Genomic DNA, 13,816 nt, shown 5'->3' with positions numbered 1-13,816 from the left:
GGGCCGCCGCCGCTGGTTCCCACCACGGACCGGGCACGTTTGCGCCGGTCGGGGCGGTCACTTCCGGTCGACGACGATCTCGCGGTCGCCGGGCTCGGCGTTGCGGGTGGCCCGCAGGCTGGTCAGCGTGACGATCACCAGCACCCCGATGATCACACCGAGCGAGGCGAGCGTCGGGATCTCCGGTACGCCCGACCAGATGCCGTGCGCCCAGTGCAGGCCGAGCTTCACGCCGATGAAGGCGAGGATGACCGCCAGGCCGTAGCTGAGGTGCACCAGCCGGCTGAGCGCGGCGTGCAGCACGAAGTAGAGCGCGCGCAGGCCGAGCAGGGCGAAGGCGTTGGTGGCGAATACCAGGTACGGGTCCTCGGTGATGCCGTAGACGGCGGGCACCGAGTCGACGGCGAAGACCACGTCGGTGGCGAGGACCGCGACCACCACCAGCGCCAGCGGGGTGAGGGTCCGCCGGCCGTGCTCGCGGATGACCATCTTGGTGCCGTGGTACTCCTCGGTGACCGGCATGAACTTCCGCAGCAGCCGCACCGAGCGCATCTTCGAGATGTCCACCTCCTGCTCGTGGCCGGAGAGGGCGTCGCGCAGCAGCTTCACCGCGGTGAGGATCAGGATGATCGCGAACAGCAGGAAGGCGAAGTCGAGGGTCTGCAGGGCCGCCGCGCCGAGGGCGATGAAGACCGCCCGGAGCACCAGCGCGCCCGCGATGCCGTACAGCAGGACCCGCTGGGCCAGCACCGCCGGCACCGCGAACGCGGCCAGCAGCAGCATGAACACGAAGAGGTTGTCGACCGAGAGGGACTTCTCGACCAGGTAACCGGTGAGGTACTCGACGCCCTGCTGGGAGCCGTACCGGGCCCAGATCCAGCCGCCGAAGGCCAGCGGCAGGGCGACGTAGAACGCCGACCAGCCGAGCGCCTCCTTCATCGACACCTCGTGCGGGCGTCGGGTGACCAGGAAGTCGAGCACCAGGAGGGCGAGCACTCCGGCGATGGTGACCGCCCAGAGCGTCGGGGTGCCCACCGAGGAGAGCCCGGCAGCAGACAGATACGACAATTCGCCCATAAGAGCCTCCTCGAACACACCCTGCCATGTTCGAGGTCTCCTTCACCCACGGTATGTGGGCAACCACCCGAGGTCCGCCCGTGGCGGCCGTACTGACCGGTATGGTTCGTGGGAAGTACTCCCCTCGCTGGGGCAAGGTTAGGTCAGCCTGCGGCGACCCGCCACACGGGGGTGGGGCGGACGCCCGGACGGGGTGACCCGCTTCACGCCGGGCCGGCGTGGTGGTCACGCTCAGTCGGCGTGCCCCTCCGGCTCCTGGTCGGGGGCGAACCCGTCGCCGTGCCCGCCGTCGAGGTGCACGTGCTGGTGTCCGTGGCCGGCGTCGACGTTGAGCTGGTCGAGTTGGGCGGCGGCCATCGACCAGGTCGTGGTGGCCGCCGCGTGCTGCCGCTCCACCAGGGCGTACAGCGTGCCGCGCGGCCCGGCGGCCAGCCCACCGGCGGCGGCGTACGTGTCGACCGCGACGGTGAAGCCCTCGACGGCGGTCCGGAAGCCGCCCCGCGCGACGTTCGTGCCGGTGCTGCCGGAGGGGCTGTCCGCGTGCCGCTGCTTCGCGTCGGCGAGGGTGCGCTGCCAGGCGGCGACCCGGTCGGCCGGGGCGGGCCGGCCCGCCTCCAGCGCCGCGTCCAGCTCGGCGATGATCGGGCTGAGCTGCTCACCGGTGAGCCGGGCCTGGTCGGTGAGGGTCCGGATCTGCTCGGCGTCCCGGCGGGCCTCCTCGGCACGGAGCTGCGCCACCGCCCGTTCGGTGGCGTCCGGCCGGCCGACGGCCCAGCCGACGAGCCCGCCGCCCACCCCCGCCACGAGCACCAGCACCACCGTCAGCACCAACGCGGTACGCCCACCGCCCGGCTTCGGACGCGGGTGCACGTACGAGGGTTTACCGGTACGACGCGACATGAGCGATCCTTCCACCGCACGACTGCGCCGAGACTACGACTTCCGTGCGGCCGAATCCATGATCCGATCGGATCCGCCGAACTTTCCTCGGCCCCACGGAAAGTCCCGGGTGTCCTATGGTGTGCCGGTGACCGAGGAGAGTGCCCCGGCGACCGGTCCGCTCACCGGCCTGCGGGTGGTGGAACTGGCCGGCATCGGGCCCGGCCCGTTCGCCGCGATGATGCTCGCCGACCTGGGCGCGGACGTGGTCCGGGTGGACCGGGCCACCGAGGTCCGCCCGGCGGCCTTCGGCACCCCGCACCCCGACCTGCTCAACCGGGGCCGCCGCTCGGTCGGGGTCGACCTGAAGACCGCCGGCGGGCGGGAGGTGGTGCTCGCGCTGGTCCGCGACGCGGACGCGCTGATCGAGGGCTTCCGCCCAGGCGTGACCGAGCGCCTCGGCGTGGGCCCCGCCGAGTGCCTCGCGGTCAACCCGCGGCTGGTCTACGGCCGGATGACCGGCTGGGGACAGCACGGGCCGAACGCCCCGTACGCCGGCCACGACATCGGATACCTGGCGCTGACCGGCGCGCTGCACGGCATCGGCCGCGCCGGGCAGGCCCCGGTGCCGCCGCTGAACCTGCTCGGTGACTTCGGTGGCGGCGGGATGATGCTGGCGCTGGGCATCGTCTCCGCGCTGTACGCCGTCCAGGGTGGCGCCCGGGGGCAGGTGGTCGACGCGGCGATCGTGGACGGCGTGGCGGTGCTCAGCACCCAGATCCACGCCCTGCGCCGGATGGGCATGTGGCAGGACCCGCGCGGGGTGAACCTGCTCGACGGCGGCGCGCCCTTCTACGACACGTACGAGTGCGCCGACGGCCGGTACGTGGCGGTGGGGGCGCTGGAGCCGCAGTTCTACGCCGAACTGGTCCGCCGGACCGGCTTCCCGCTGCCGCCGGACGAGGCGCTGGACCGGACCGACCCGGCGAACTGGCCGGCGCTGCGGCGGGCCTGGGCCCGGCTGTTCCGGACCCGCACCCGGGACGAGTGGACCGAACTGGCCGGCGGATCGGACGCCTGCTTGGCCCCGGTGCTCGACTGGGCGGAGGCCCCGGACCACCCGCACCTGGCCGACCGGGGCGTCTTCGTGTCCGCCGACGGGGTGCCGCAGCCGGCCCCCGCGCCCCGGTTCTCCGGCACTCCGACCGCGCTGCGTCGTCCGCCACCGCATCCCGGCGAGCACACCGACGAGATCCTCGCCGAACTCGGCTACCCCGCCGACCGGATCGACGCCCTCCGCGCCGCCACCGCCGTCGCCTGACGACCGCCGTCGGCCCGACGGGGGCCGTCGCCCGGCGTGCGCCCCGGACCAGCCGTCGCCCGGCACGCGTCCCGGACCAGCCGTCACCGCTCGCCCCGCGCGGGCCGGACGGGCCGCCGCCGGACACGCAGCTGGACGGACCGACGCGCGGGTGGTGGGGTCAGGCGCGGCGGAGGGTCGCGCCGGGGGCCATCGCCGGCTCCACCAGGTCCCGGTAGTCGCGGGGCAGCTGGGCGGCGACGTCGTCGAACTCGCCGCCGGTGACCGCCTCGCGCAACGTGGTGAACACGGCGCGGATGCCGGCCCGGGCCGCTGCCGGGTCCACGTCGGCGCGCTGGCCGACCCGGGCCACGTACTCGGCCGCGCCGAACCGCTCGGCGTGCTCGGTGCTCGGGGTCTTCCGCAGCAGCAGTTGCAGCGGCTTGGGCAGTTGGGCGGCCAGATCCAGTGCCTCTCCCCCGGTCAGCCGCTCCGCCAGGGTCTCCAGCGTCGCCCGGCTCAACTCGACCGCCCGGGCCGAGGGCACCCCGGCCCGCTGGGCGACCTGGTCGACGAAGGTGTCGTAGTTCATGCCCGCACTCCCTCCGGCTGCGCGAACGTCGGCTGCGCGAACCCGGCAGGTACCCGTCCCCGGCCAGGGGAAACGGTACCGGTACGCCCGCTTTTTGGCCGACCGGGACGGGCGTGACCGGCCGGTGGACGGGTAACCGCGCCCGGTCGTGACCCGGACGGACCAGAGGGCGGGGGATTCCTGTCATGGTGAGTGACACCGACGTGCTGCGGTACCTGTCGAGCCTGGACTACCCGGCGGGCCGGGACGACGTGCTCCGGCAGGCCGAACGGGAGGGTGCGCCGCCGGAGGTGCTGCGGGCGCTGCGGGCGCTGCCGCCGGTGGACTACGCCAACGGGCGCGAGGTGGCCCGCTCGGCACGGATCGACGCCGCGCCCGAGGTCGACCCGGCCCAGCGGGCGGCGCAGGCCCGGGAGCCGCACACCCGCGTCGCGCAGCACCTGCGCCGGATCTGACGGGCGGCGGCGGGCCGGGCGGACAGCGGTGTGGCACCTGTCGCGGCATCCGGACCGGCCGACGCCGGCCTCGGTCCAGCTCGTCGTGATGGGCCTGATCGGCCTCTGCGCGGGGGTGTCGTTCGGCGTGCTCGGCACCCCGCGACTCGCCCCGCTGGTCGGCTGGGACGCCGCCGCCCTGACCTACCTGGTGCTGGCCTGGCGGGCGCTCTGGCCGATGGACGCGGAACGGACCGCCCGGCTGGCGATCCACGAGGACCCGAACCGGGCGGTCCGCGACGTGCTGCTGCTGACCGCCTGCGTGGCGAGCCTGGTGGCGGTGGGCATCATCATGGGCACCGCCCGCTCCGCTCCGCCCGGACTGCCCCGGAGCCTGCACGGCGGGCTGGGCGTGACCAGCGTGCTGCTCTCCTGGTGTGTGGTGCATACCGTCTTCACCACCCGGTACGCCCGGATCTACTACACCGGCCCGGACGGGGGCATCGACTTCCACCAGGACGAGCCGCCCCGGTACGCGGACTTCGCGTACGTCGCGTTCACCGTCGGGGCCACCTTCCAGGTCTCGGACACCGACCTGTGCAGCAACGAGATGCGGGCCACGGTGCTGCGGCACATGCTGGTGTCGTACCTCTTCGGGGCGATCATCATCGCCGCGGCGGTGAACCTGGTGGCCGGCTTCGCCGGCTGAGAACGTCCGGGGGCAGGCGAGCGCCCGGGCCACGAACCGCGACCCGGGCGCCACGCGACAACCGTGACCGGCGGTCAACGGACCCGTACCGGGTCACCACCGCCAGGCGGTCGATGTCCGCCCGAACCGGGCGGGCATCACTGCCACGACCAGCGTACGAGGCCAGGTCCCCCGTACGGATGGTTATGGCGAAACTGTGGGACAACGCACGGCGGCCGGTCACCTGGTCAGCTCGGCGTACCCCTGCTCCAGGTCCACCCGGGCGAGCGCACCGACCAGCCAGGCCAGCCGCTCGGACTCGCCGCTGCCGGCGAGGCCGGCCAGGTCGCCGGCGGACCGTCCCAGCCCCAGCCGTCGGGCGGCGGCGAGCGCCCGGCGGTCGGCGACCGGTGCCACCTCCCGCCACAACGCCTGCACCTCGCGGAGGAAGAGGTCCACCACCGGCTGGTCCACGCCGGGAAGCCGGGCCAGCAGGTCCCGTTCCCGGGCCGGGTCGTGGTGGGCGACCGCGCGCAGCCGACGCAGGTCACCCCGGTAGTCGCGCAGGACGGTCAGGGCGAGGTCGCCGAGCAGGTCGGCCAGCGCATCCGGGTCGCTACGGAAGCCGTTGTCCCGCAGTACCCGGGTCCGCTGCTCGTGCAACGAACGGGACATCCGGGCGGCGCTGTCCCAGCCGGCGTCCCGCAGCGCCCGGGTGGCGTCCAGGGCCCGCCGGAAGTCGCCCGGCCGGGCCAGCAGCACCGACAGGACCAGCAACTGGAAGAGGCTGCCCGGGTTGTTGGTGACCCGGAAGCCGTACTGCTCGGCGAAGCCCCGGCCGGCCCCGGCCAGCCTGCGGACCAGCCGCTTCTTGTCCTCGATGCTCGAGGTCGCAGTCGTCGCCATGCCCGCGACTACCCGTGCCCGGCCGGACCACTCCTGCCACCGGGCCGGGTCGGCACCCTCGTTCAGTCGTGCATGCGGCCGTGCCGGTCGCGGGCCTTGAGCCGGACGGTGGGCATCGCCGGTGCCGGCAGTGGCGGCTCCGGGTCGTCCACCACCGTGCCGAACCGCCGTCCGGCGGCCCAGTCCTGCGCGGCGGCCACGATCTCGTCGTGCGAGCGGCCGACGAAGTTCCACCACATCACCAGTGGCTCCTCGAACGGCGCGCCGCCGAGCAGCAGCAGCCGGGCGTCCGTACCGTGCGCCACGGTCAGGGTCTCCCGGCCCGGCGCGACGTACAGCAGCCCGCCGGGGGTGAGCCGTACGCCGTCCACCTCGGCGGCGCCGGACATGGCGAGCACGCCGTACTCGAAGTCCCGGCGCAGCGGCACCCGAACCGGGCCGGCGCCCCGGGGTTCGAGCTGCGCGCCGAGCAGCGGCGTGTGCACCACCGCCGGGGAACGGTTGCCGGCCAGTTCCCCGACGAGCAGGGTGACGTCCAGGTCACCGTCGCGCCAGCGGGGCAGCTCGGCGTGGTGGCTGAAGCCGGGCGGGCCGGACCGGGTCCCCTCCGGGAGGGCCACCCAGAGCTGGACGCCGTGCATCACCGACGGCCGTGCCGGCGGGGACTTCTCCGAGTGGGCGATGCCGTGCCCGGAGGTCATCACGTTGAGCTGGCCGGGACGGATCGCCTGGACGTTGCCGAGGCTGTCCCGGTGCAGGATCTCGCCGTCGAGCAGCCAGGTGACGGTCTGCAGGCCGGTGTGCGGGTGCGGCGGCACCTGCATGCCCGGTCGCTGCCCGACGCCGACGTCGTCCGGGCCGAAGTGGTCGACGAAGCACCAGGCCCCGACCATCCGGCGGGGCCGCTGCGGCAGCAGCCGCCGCACCGTGGTGTACCGGCCCAGCGGCACGTCGTGGCCGGGCAGCAGCACACTCGACGGCTCGGCGGCCGGGGCGTCCGGGGGCCGGGTCTGCGCCGGCATCGGTCCCTCCACCCGGCAACCGTACCGCCCGGTGGGCAGCCGAACGGGCCGGTACCCGTTGCGGGTACCGGCCCGTTGGTGACTCAGCTGTTCCAGTGTGCGGCGACCAGGTCAGCGGCCTGCTTCTCCCACTGCGCGTAGTGGTCCGGGTAGGCGGACACCTGGACCTTCTGCGCGGCCTGGGTCAGCGGCATGTCCTGCCAGCCGTCGACCTGCTTCAGGCCCTTCAGGAACGCGGTCGTGGAGTACTCGGGGTCGGTGATCTGCTCGACCGTGCCCCAACCACTGGACGGACGCTGCTGGAACAGGCCCTGCGAGTCGTGGTCGTTGCGGTCACCGAGGTGACCCAGGTTCTCCAGCTTCGACTCCTGCAGGCTGGTCGCGATGGCGACCACGGCGGCCCGCTCGTCCATGCCGGCCTTCTTGGTGGCCTTGACGATGGCCTTGGCGTTGGCGGTCTGCTCGGCGTTCAGCGGGATGCTCGACTGGCCGCCCGGCGTGCCGTGGGGCAGCAGCTTGCCGGTGTCCGGCTTGTCCGCCTGCACCGCCACCGGCGCGGCATGAGCCGGAGCCGCGTCCACCGCACCGGCGACCGGACCGGCCACCACACCACCGGCGAACGCCAGACCGGCGACACCCAGAACAGTCTTCCGCAGCAGCGTCGTGCTCATGATCGTGTTCATGGGGGAACTCCAATCCACACGGGGGAACGCACGCACACCTGCGGGGGCAGGGCACGCACGCCGAAACAAAGATCAGGAGGTCGGCCGGGAGCCTGGCTCACCGCGCCGAACCATGTACAACCACCGGGCGGCCACCGGCATTCCACCGACCCGACCCGCATCCCGGATCCAGGCCCGGCCCACCAGGGCTCCTCCTCGGCCGTCCGGGAGATGTAACCACCCACCCCCGGCCCACATTCCACCCCGCCCGGCCGGGGTCGCCGCCGTCAACGGATCACCCGCTCCGGAAACCGGACACCCGACCCCGGACCGGACACCGCCGGCATCGCGCCGCCGTGCCCGTCCCCGGGGGTCGGGAACCGGTGTCGGAATCGACCGGTACGTTACGGTCCCGACACGGTGTGCAGATGGTGTCGCGCCGGGACGGCCGAAGGGGACAGATGAACATCGAGAGCATCCGGCGGTACCCGGTGAAGTCGATGCTCGGTGAGCTGCTCCCGGAGGCGACGGTCACCCCGGCCGGGCTCGCGGGCGACCGCCGCCTGGCGCTGCTGGACCGGGCCACCGGCCGGGTGGTCAGCGCGAAGAATCCCCGACGGTGGCGGACGATGCTGGCCCTGCGCGCCTCGGGCGCCGCGCCCGGCCCGGTCCGGATCACGCTGCCCGACGGTCGGGAGCTCGCCGGCACCGACGACGTGGACGAGGTGCTCAGCGAGGTGCTCGGTGCCCCGGTGACGTTGACCGCCACCGTACCGCCGGGCGCGACCCTGGACCGGGCCCGGCCCGACGAGGTGCTGGCGGCCGGGATCACCGCCGACGTGACGGTCGACCGGACCCCGCTCGGCGGTGGGGCCGACCCGGTGTCCTTCGTGGACTTCGCCCCGGTACACCTGCTCACCACCGCCACCCTGGAGCGCATCGCCGCCGCCACCCCGGGACGGACCGTCGACGCGGTGCGGTACCGGCCGAACCTGGTGGTCCGGACCGGAACGGACGCCGGGTTCGTGGAGAACGACTGGATCGGACGGGACGTCCGGATCGGCCGTGAGGTGGTGCTGCGGGTGCTGGTGCCGACGCCGCGCTGCGCGGTGCCGACCCTGGCCCACGGCAGCCTGCCCGGCGACCCCGGCGCGCTGCGGGTACCGGCCAGGTTGAACCGGCAGGTGCCGGTGCCGCAGCTCGGTCCCCTCCCCTGCGTCGGCGTGTACGCCCAGGTCGTCCGGCCCGGCACGGTCCGCGTCGGCGACCCCGTCGAGGTGAGCTGACCCGGGCGGCCGGCTCGGCGCTCGGCGGTGCAGCGGCACAGCGGCGTGACCGTGCGGCCGGGTCGGGCGGCGTGGCCGTGCGGCGGGCCGGTCAGTCCTCGTCGTCCGGCTCGTCCTCGGCCCGGCCGCCGGGGAACCGGTCCAGCATGGTCAGCAGGCGGGTGCCGGCGGTCTCGTCGATCTGCTCGTCCTCGACCGCCTCGTCGAGGCGCTTGCGTAGCTCCCGGAGCCGCTTGGCCCGGTCCTTCGGCTTGCCCGACTCCAGTTTGGCGAGTTCCTCGCGGAGCCGCTGGGCGGCCTTCCCGTCGAGGGTGCCCCGCCGCTCGGCCTGGCTGATCACCGACTCGACCTCGTCGGCCAGGTCGCGCAGGGTGGTCGGTGGGGTTCGGGTGGCGGCCGGCGCGGGGCGGGTGGTCGGCGGGAGCTGGGCCGGCGTGGCCGGCGGGCCCGCGGACGCGGTGGCCGGCCCGGCGGCCGGTTCGTCGGATGACCCACCGAGGGCGATCACCCCGACCAGACCGACGAGCAGCGCCACCCCCACCGCGACCAGTACGCCCACGGTACGGTTCGACCGGCGCGACGCCGGCCCGACGGACGAGGGCCGGACGGACGCACCGGCGGTCGGTGTCCACGGGTCGGGTCGGTCGGCGACGATCCGATCCGGCCGTTCCGGGGCGGGCGGCCCACCCCGGATGGACCGGTCCACGAGGGTGGGTGGGTGGTCGGCGCGCGACAGGACCGGCAGGACCGTGGTGGGTGGATGCTCGGGGGCGCCCGCGCCCAGCCGGGCGGCGACCTCGGCGGCGGTGGGCCGGCCGGTCGGGTCGGCGGCCAGACAGGCCAGTACCAGCCGCTCGACGTCGGCGGGCAGCTCGGGTACCCCCATCGGTGGCACCGGGGTACCCCGGACGTGCACGGCCAGTGCGTCCTGCCAACTGTGCACCGGCAACGGCGCCCGGCCGGTGATCATCCGGTAGAGCACCGCGCCGAGGGCGTAGACGTCGCTGGCCGGGTCGGGCGGGCCGGCACCGAACCGTTCCGGGGCCAGGTAGGCGGGCGTACCCATCAACGGTTCCCGGCTGCTGCCTTCGGTGCTCCGCCGGGGCGGGCCGGCCAGCGCGGCGATGCCGAAGTCGAGCACCTTCGCGCCGGTGTCGGTGAGCAGCACGTTGCCCGGTTTGACGTCCCGGTGCACCACCCCGATGCGGTGCGCGGCGGCGAGCGCGGCGGCGATCTGCCCGCCGGACCGGACGGCGTCCGGCCAGGCGAGCGGCCCCCGGGTCAGCCGGTCGGCGAGGTTCTCCCCCGCGACCAGTTCCATCACCAGGTACGGCACCACCATCCCGCCGGGCAGGGTGGCCTCGCCGTAGTCGTACACCTGGGTGACGTGCGGATGGGTGAGCCGGGCCGCCGCGCGGGCCTCGCGTTGGATGGTGGCGCGCAGCTCGGGGTCGGTGGCGAACTGGCCGGCGAGCGCCTTCACCGCGACCGGGCGGTGCAGCACCTCGTCGTCGGCCCGCCACACCTCGGACATCCCACCGCGCCCGATGCGTTCGCGCAGGACGAACCGGTCGTGCAGCCGGAGGGCGGGCGTGAACGGCGACATGGTGTCCCAGTCTGCCCGGTCGCCGCCCCGGCCCGCCAACCGTGTCAGACCTTGCGGCCCACCGCGGCGTACATGCTGACCTCGGCGGCGGTCGGGCGGGGCTGCGGTTCCTGCTCGGCCCGCCACTGCGCCACCGACCGGACGCCCGGGGCGACCAGTTCCAGACCGGTGAAGAAGCGGGTGAACTCGTCCCGGCTACGCAGCACGACCAGCCCGTTCGGGTCGCCGTCGTGGCTCTTCCCGGCGGGCCGGGGCGGCAGCGGCACCGGCAGGTGGTCGCCGGTGGCGTGCGACACCACCAGGTGACTGCCGGCGGGCAGCGCGTCCAGCAGCCGGGCCACCACGCCGTACGGGTCGTCGTCGTCGGGGACGAAGTGCAGGATCGCCACCAGCATCAACCCGACCGGGCGGGTCAGGTCGAGGGTCCGGCGCAGGTCGGGGTGGTCGAGGATGCGCTGCGGGTCCCGCAGGTCGGCGTCGAGGTAGGCGGTGGCCCCCTCGGGACTGCTGGTCAGCAGGGCCCGCGCGTGGGCCAGCACGATGGGGTCGTTGTCGACGTAGACCACCCGCGCCTCGGGCGCGATCGACTGGGCGACCTGGTGGGTGTTGTCGGCGGTGGGGATGCCGGTACCGATGTCGAGGAACTGCCGGATGCCGGCGTCCCGGGCCAGGTGGGTGACCGCCCGCCGGAGGAACCGGCGGTTCTCCCGGGCGCTGACCCGGATGGTGGGGAACTGGGCCGCCCACGCGTCACCGGAGTCCCGGTCGGCCTGGAAGTTGTCCTTGCCGCCGAGCCAGTAGTTGTACCGGCGGGCGGGGTGGGCCACCGAGGTGTCGATCCGGGCGCTGGGGTTGCTGGGGCCCGGGAACCCGCTGGTCAAGACTGCCTCCAGAGAATGCGCCGGCCTGGCCGGGGACGGTCGTCCACTGTGGTCGGCCGCCGGGGGTCATCGTAGTGCGCGGCGGGCGGGGGTCCCCGGTCGCCGGGCCGGTCAGGCGCGGTGCAGGTCGGCCAGGATCCGGGTGAGGATCTCCTGGGTCCGCTCCGGCGGCTCGGCCTCGACGCAGAGCCGCTCCATCGCGGCGGCGTAGTGGTCGACGTCGTCCCGTTTGTCGAGGTAGAGCGCGCTGGTCAGCTGTTCGATGTAGACGATGTCGGGCAGGTCCTGGTCACCGAAGCGCAGGATGCTGAAGGCCCCGCCGGCGGCGGCGTGCCCACCGGCGTCGAACGGGACGACCTGCAACCGGATGTTCGGCACCTTGGTCGCCTCGATGAGCGCGTGCACCTGGCCGCGCATCACCTGCGGGCCGCCGATCGGGCGGCGCAGCGCGGCCTCGTCGACCACCGCCCACAGCAGCGGCGCGTCCGGCCGGCGGAGGATCTGCTGGCGCTCGATCCGCAGGCCCACCCGGCGGTCTATCTCCGCCGGGCCGGCCGCGCCGTGCCCCAGCATGACCACCGCGCGGGCGTACTCGCGGGTCTGGAGCAGGCCCGGCACGAACTGGACCTCGTAACTGCGGATGAGCGCGGCGGCGGCCTCCAGGCCGAGGTACGACTGGAACCAGGCCGGCAGCACGTCACCGTACCGGTGCCACCAGCCGGGGTTGTTGGCGTCCCGGGCCAGCTTCAGCAGCGCCTCGCGTTCGGCGGGCTCGGTGACGCCGTAGAGGGTGAGCAGGTCGGAGACGTCCCGTTCCTTGAAGCCGACCCGACCCAGCTCCATCCGGCTGATCTTGGATTCGGAGGCGCGGATCTCCCAGCCGGCACCCTCCCGGGTGACCCCGCTGTGCTCGCGCAGCCGGCGGAGCTGGGCACCGAGCAGCATGCGCAGCACGGTCGGCCCGGTCGTCGGACCACCCTCGGCTGGAACCGTCGTCACGTGGCGACCTCCGCTTGCCCGCTCCCCAGCCGGACGCCCCCCGACCGGCTGACGTGTAAGCATGCCATGAACCCAGAGTCAGGCGTAGTCGGCCGGTGGCACCCATGCGGGGACACCGTCGTCCACTTCCGCTTCTCGACGCGGCCGGGGCGGGCTCAGGTGATCAGGTGGTCGAAGTCCCCGTCCCGGGCGCCGAGCACGAACGCGGCGATCTCGTCGGCGGTGTAGATCAACGCGGGCCCCTCGGGGTGGCGGGAGTTCCGCATGGCGATGCCGGCCCCGCCGGGCAACTCGGCCAGCTCGACACAGTTGCCGCTGGGATTGCTCCGGCGGCTCTTCTGCCACTTCAGCGGGGGCAGGGCACTGGTGGAAACGCCGTTCGGTGGCTGCTGCATGGGGCGTCTTTCGTTAGGGGGCCGACCGCTACCGCTCGCGGCGGCGCGACGACGAAGGGTGCGCGAATATCAACTCGGAGGCAGATGCACGTGCATCTGCTATTGCATCTGCATTGGACAGGGAGCATGATAACGCAGTGTGGACGGTACCGAACCGTTCACTTTGAGTGACCCAACCTGGGGTGCGACCAGGGGAAACAGGGTCCGGCGCGGCTGTGCCGGGCGGCTGCGTGGCGCACCCGCGGACGCGATGACGGGGGACGCCGGTGCCAGATCCGTTCACCATCGTGTCCGGCATCTGCGCCGCCGGAGCGGTCGCCGCCGGCTTCGGATTCCGTCAGCGCGCGGTCCGGGCCGAGGCGCGGATCGACCTGCTCCAGGCCGAGCTGACCGCCGAACGACACGCCGCCAGCCACGACCCGCTCACCGGGCTGCCGAACCGCCGGGCCTTCTACCGGCTCGCCGCCACCCTGCTGACCGACTCGGCCGGGCAGCCGCTGATCGCGGTGGTGCTCGACCTGGACGACTTCAAGCAGGTCAACGACCGGTACGGGCACGCCGCCGGGGACCAGGTGCTGATCAGCGTCGCCGAGCGCTTCGCCGCGTTCGCCGGGGACAACCTGGTGGCCCGGCTCGGTGGTGACGAGTTCGCCGGCCTGCTGGCCAGTCCCACCGTCGACCACCGGTGGATGGAGCACGCCGCGCGCCGGCTCAGCGACGCGCTGGCCGTCCCGATCCAGCACGGCGCGGTGAACCTGCGGGTTACCGCCTCGGTCGGGTTGGCCCCGGTACGCGGCCCGGCGCAGCTCTCCGACGCGCTCTGCCGCGCCGACGCGGCCATGTACCGGGCCAAGAGCATCGGCGCGCCGCGACCGACCCGTCCGGCCCGGCAGCTCGTCGACACCAACCACCACGGCGACTCGTTGACCGCCCACCGCTGAGGCGTCCCCGCCGCCACCACGGCAGAGCCGGCGGTGCGGCGTCCCGCGCCACGGCAGAACCGGCACCCGCCCACGTGGCCCGACCACCGCCGGGCCGGCATCCCGCCCGCCGGACCGACCACCCTGGACGGCGCGGACCCCCGGCGCG

15 protein-coding genes are annotated in these 13,816 nt (G+C 74.1%); 5 read left to right on the top strand and 10 right to left on the bottom strand.

The window, feature by feature from the left end:
- Positions 1–57: 57 nt before the first annotated feature.
- A complete protein-coding gene (locus tag PVK37_RS18560; protein WP_275028730.1) occupies positions 58–1,077 on the bottom strand; it encodes a TerC family protein in 1,020 nt (339 codons plus the stop codon).
- A gap of 231 nt (positions 1,078–1,308) precedes the next feature.
- On the bottom strand, positions 1,309–1,977 hold the full coding sequence (locus PVK37_RS18555) for a hypothetical protein (RefSeq protein WP_275028729.1): 669 nt from the start codon (positions 1,975–1,977) through the stop codon (positions 1,309–1,311).
- A gap of 127 nt (positions 1,978–2,104) precedes the next feature.
- On the opposite strand from PVK37_RS18555, the gene PVK37_RS18550 reads away from it, so the two are divergent.
- On the top strand, positions 2,105–3,277 hold the full coding sequence (locus PVK37_RS18550) for a CaiB/BaiF CoA transferase family protein (protein WP_275028728.1): 1,173 nt from the start codon (positions 2,105–2,107) through the stop codon (positions 3,275–3,277).
- A 160-nt stretch (positions 3,278–3,437) separates the two neighbouring features.
- On the opposite strand, the gene PVK37_RS18545 is transcribed toward PVK37_RS18550, so the two are convergent.
- Complete coding sequence (locus tag PVK37_RS18545) at positions 3,438–3,848, bottom strand: DUF2267 domain-containing protein (RefSeq protein ID WP_275028727.1); 411 nt, start codon at positions 3,846–3,848, stop codon at positions 3,438–3,440.
- Between the two features lie 185 nt (positions 3,849–4,033).
- Here PVK37_RS18545 and PVK37_RS18540 point away from each other — a divergent pair, with 185 nt between their 5' ends.
- Together PVK37_RS18540 and PVK37_RS18535 are read left to right on the top strand one after the other, a co-directional pair.
- Positions 4,034–4,303 (top strand): DUF2795 domain-containing protein, encoded by a 270-nt coding sequence (locus tag PVK37_RS18540; protein ID WP_275028726.1) that lies wholly within the window; start codon positions 4,034–4,036, stop codon positions 4,301–4,303.
- A 28-nt stretch (positions 4,304–4,331) separates the two neighbouring features.
- The gene (locus tag PVK37_RS18535; RefSeq protein WP_275028725.1) at positions 4,332–4,991 is read left to right on the top strand and encodes a DUF1345 domain-containing protein; all 660 of its coding nucleotides are present in this window, start codon (positions 4,332–4,334) and stop codon (positions 4,989–4,991) included.
- A 219-nt stretch (positions 4,992–5,210) separates the two neighbouring features.
- Here the strand turns inward: PVK37_RS18535 and PVK37_RS18530 are convergent, their stop codons facing one another.
- From PVK37_RS18530 to PVK37_RS18520, 3 genes are all read right to left on the bottom strand, one after another.
- Complete coding sequence (locus tag PVK37_RS18530; protein WP_275028724.1) at positions 5,211–5,876, bottom strand: hypothetical protein; 666 nt, start codon at positions 5,874–5,876, stop codon at positions 5,211–5,213.
- Positions 5,877–5,938: 62 nt separating this feature from the next.
- Positions 5,939–6,898, bottom strand: coding sequence for a pirin family protein (locus PVK37_RS18525; RefSeq protein ID WP_275035167.1), 960 nt, complete (start codon positions 6,896–6,898; stop codon positions 5,939–5,941).
- A gap of 83 nt (positions 6,899–6,981) precedes the next feature.
- Positions 6,982–7,569, bottom strand: coding sequence for a hypothetical protein (locus PVK37_RS18520; protein ID WP_275035166.1), 588 nt, complete (start codon positions 7,567–7,569; stop codon positions 6,982–6,984).
- Between the two features lie 452 nt (positions 7,570–8,021).
- Here PVK37_RS18520 and PVK37_RS18515 point away from each other — a divergent pair, with 452 nt between their 5' ends.
- A complete protein-coding gene (locus PVK37_RS18515; RefSeq protein ID WP_275028722.1) occupies positions 8,022–8,846 on the top strand; it encodes an MOSC domain-containing protein in 825 nt (274 codons plus the stop codon).
- 91 nt (positions 8,847–8,937) lie between these two features.
- Here the strand turns inward: PVK37_RS18515 and PVK37_RS18510 are convergent, their stop codons facing one another.
- The 4 genes from PVK37_RS18510 to PVK37_RS18495 all read right to left on the bottom strand — a co-directional run bounded on the left by PVK37_RS18510 (position 8,938) and on the right by PVK37_RS18495 (position 12,727).
- A complete protein-coding gene (locus tag PVK37_RS18510; protein ID WP_275028721.1) occupies positions 8,938–10,452 on the bottom strand; it encodes a protein kinase domain-containing protein in 1,515 nt (504 codons plus the stop codon).
- 44 nt (positions 10,453–10,496) lie between these two features.
- Positions 10,497–11,333 (bottom strand): SAM-dependent methyltransferase, encoded by an 837-nt coding sequence (locus tag PVK37_RS18505; protein WP_275028720.1) that lies wholly within the window; start codon positions 11,331–11,333, stop codon positions 10,497–10,499.
- 111 nt (positions 11,334–11,444) lie between these two features.
- Positions 11,445–12,332, bottom strand: coding sequence for a helix-turn-helix domain-containing protein (locus PVK37_RS18500; RefSeq protein ID WP_275028719.1), 888 nt, complete (start codon positions 12,330–12,332; stop codon positions 11,445–11,447).
- Positions 12,333–12,487: 155 nt separating this feature from the next.
- Positions 12,488–12,727: a DUF397 domain-containing protein gene (locus tag PVK37_RS18495; RefSeq protein ID WP_275028718.1), complete on the bottom strand. Its 240-nt coding sequence runs from the start codon at positions 12,725–12,727 to the stop codon at positions 12,488–12,490.
- A 266-nt stretch (positions 12,728–12,993) separates the two neighbouring features.
- Here PVK37_RS18495 and PVK37_RS18490 point away from each other — a divergent pair, with 266 nt between their 5' ends.
- A complete protein-coding gene (locus tag PVK37_RS18490; RefSeq protein ID WP_275028716.1) occupies positions 12,994–13,668 on the top strand; it encodes a GGDEF domain-containing protein in 675 nt (224 codons plus the stop codon).
- Positions 13,669–13,816 lie beyond the last annotated feature (148 nt).

Source organism: Micromonospora cathayae (assembly GCF_028993575.1).
Lineage (GTDB): Bacteria > Actinomycetota > Actinomycetes > Mycobacteriales > Micromonosporaceae > Micromonospora > Micromonospora cathayae.
This window is presented reverse-complemented; position numbering and strand designations above follow the sequence as displayed.

What these genes read in the sequence shown, in the direction of transcription:
- PVK37_RS18495 (WP_275028718.1), bottom strand. Translation starts at nt 12,727, where the DNA reads ATGCAGCAGCCACCGAACGGCGTTTCCACCAGTGCCCTGCCCCCGCTG.
- PVK37_RS18555 (WP_275028729.1), bottom strand. Translation starts at nt 1,977, where the DNA reads ATGTCGCGTCGTACCGGTAAACCCTCGTACGTGCACCCGCGTCCGAAG.
- PVK37_RS18510 (WP_275028721.1), bottom strand. Translation starts at nt 10,452, where the DNA reads ATGTCGCCGTTCACGCCCGCCCTCCGGCTGCACGACCGGTTCGTCCTG.
- PVK37_RS18540 (WP_275028726.1), top strand. Translation starts at nt 4,034, where the DNA reads ATGGTGAGTGACACCGACGTGCTGCGGTACCTGTCGAGCCTGGACTAC.
- PVK37_RS18520 (WP_275035166.1), bottom strand. Translation starts at nt 7,569, where the DNA reads ATGAGCACGACGCTGCTGCGGAAGACTGTTCTGGGTGTCGCCGGTCTG.
- PVK37_RS18530 (WP_275028724.1), bottom strand. Translation starts at nt 5,876, where the DNA reads ATGGCGACGACTGCGACCTCGAGCATCGAGGACAAGAAGCGGCTGGTC.
- PVK37_RS18525 (WP_275035167.1), bottom strand. Translation starts at nt 6,898, where the DNA reads ATGCCGGCGCAGACCCGGCCCCCGGACGCCCCGGCCGCCGAGCCGTCG.
- PVK37_RS18545 (WP_275028727.1), bottom strand. Translation starts at nt 3,848, where the DNA reads ATGAACTACGACACCTTCGTCGACCAGGTCGCCCAGCGGGCCGGGGTG.
- PVK37_RS18560 (WP_275028730.1), bottom strand. Translation starts at nt 1,077, where the DNA reads ATGGGCGAATTGTCGTATCTGTCTGCTGCCGGGCTCTCCTCGGTGGGC.
- PVK37_RS18515 (WP_275028722.1), top strand. Translation starts at nt 8,022, where the DNA reads ATGAACATCGAGAGCATCCGGCGGTACCCGGTGAAGTCGATGCTCGGT.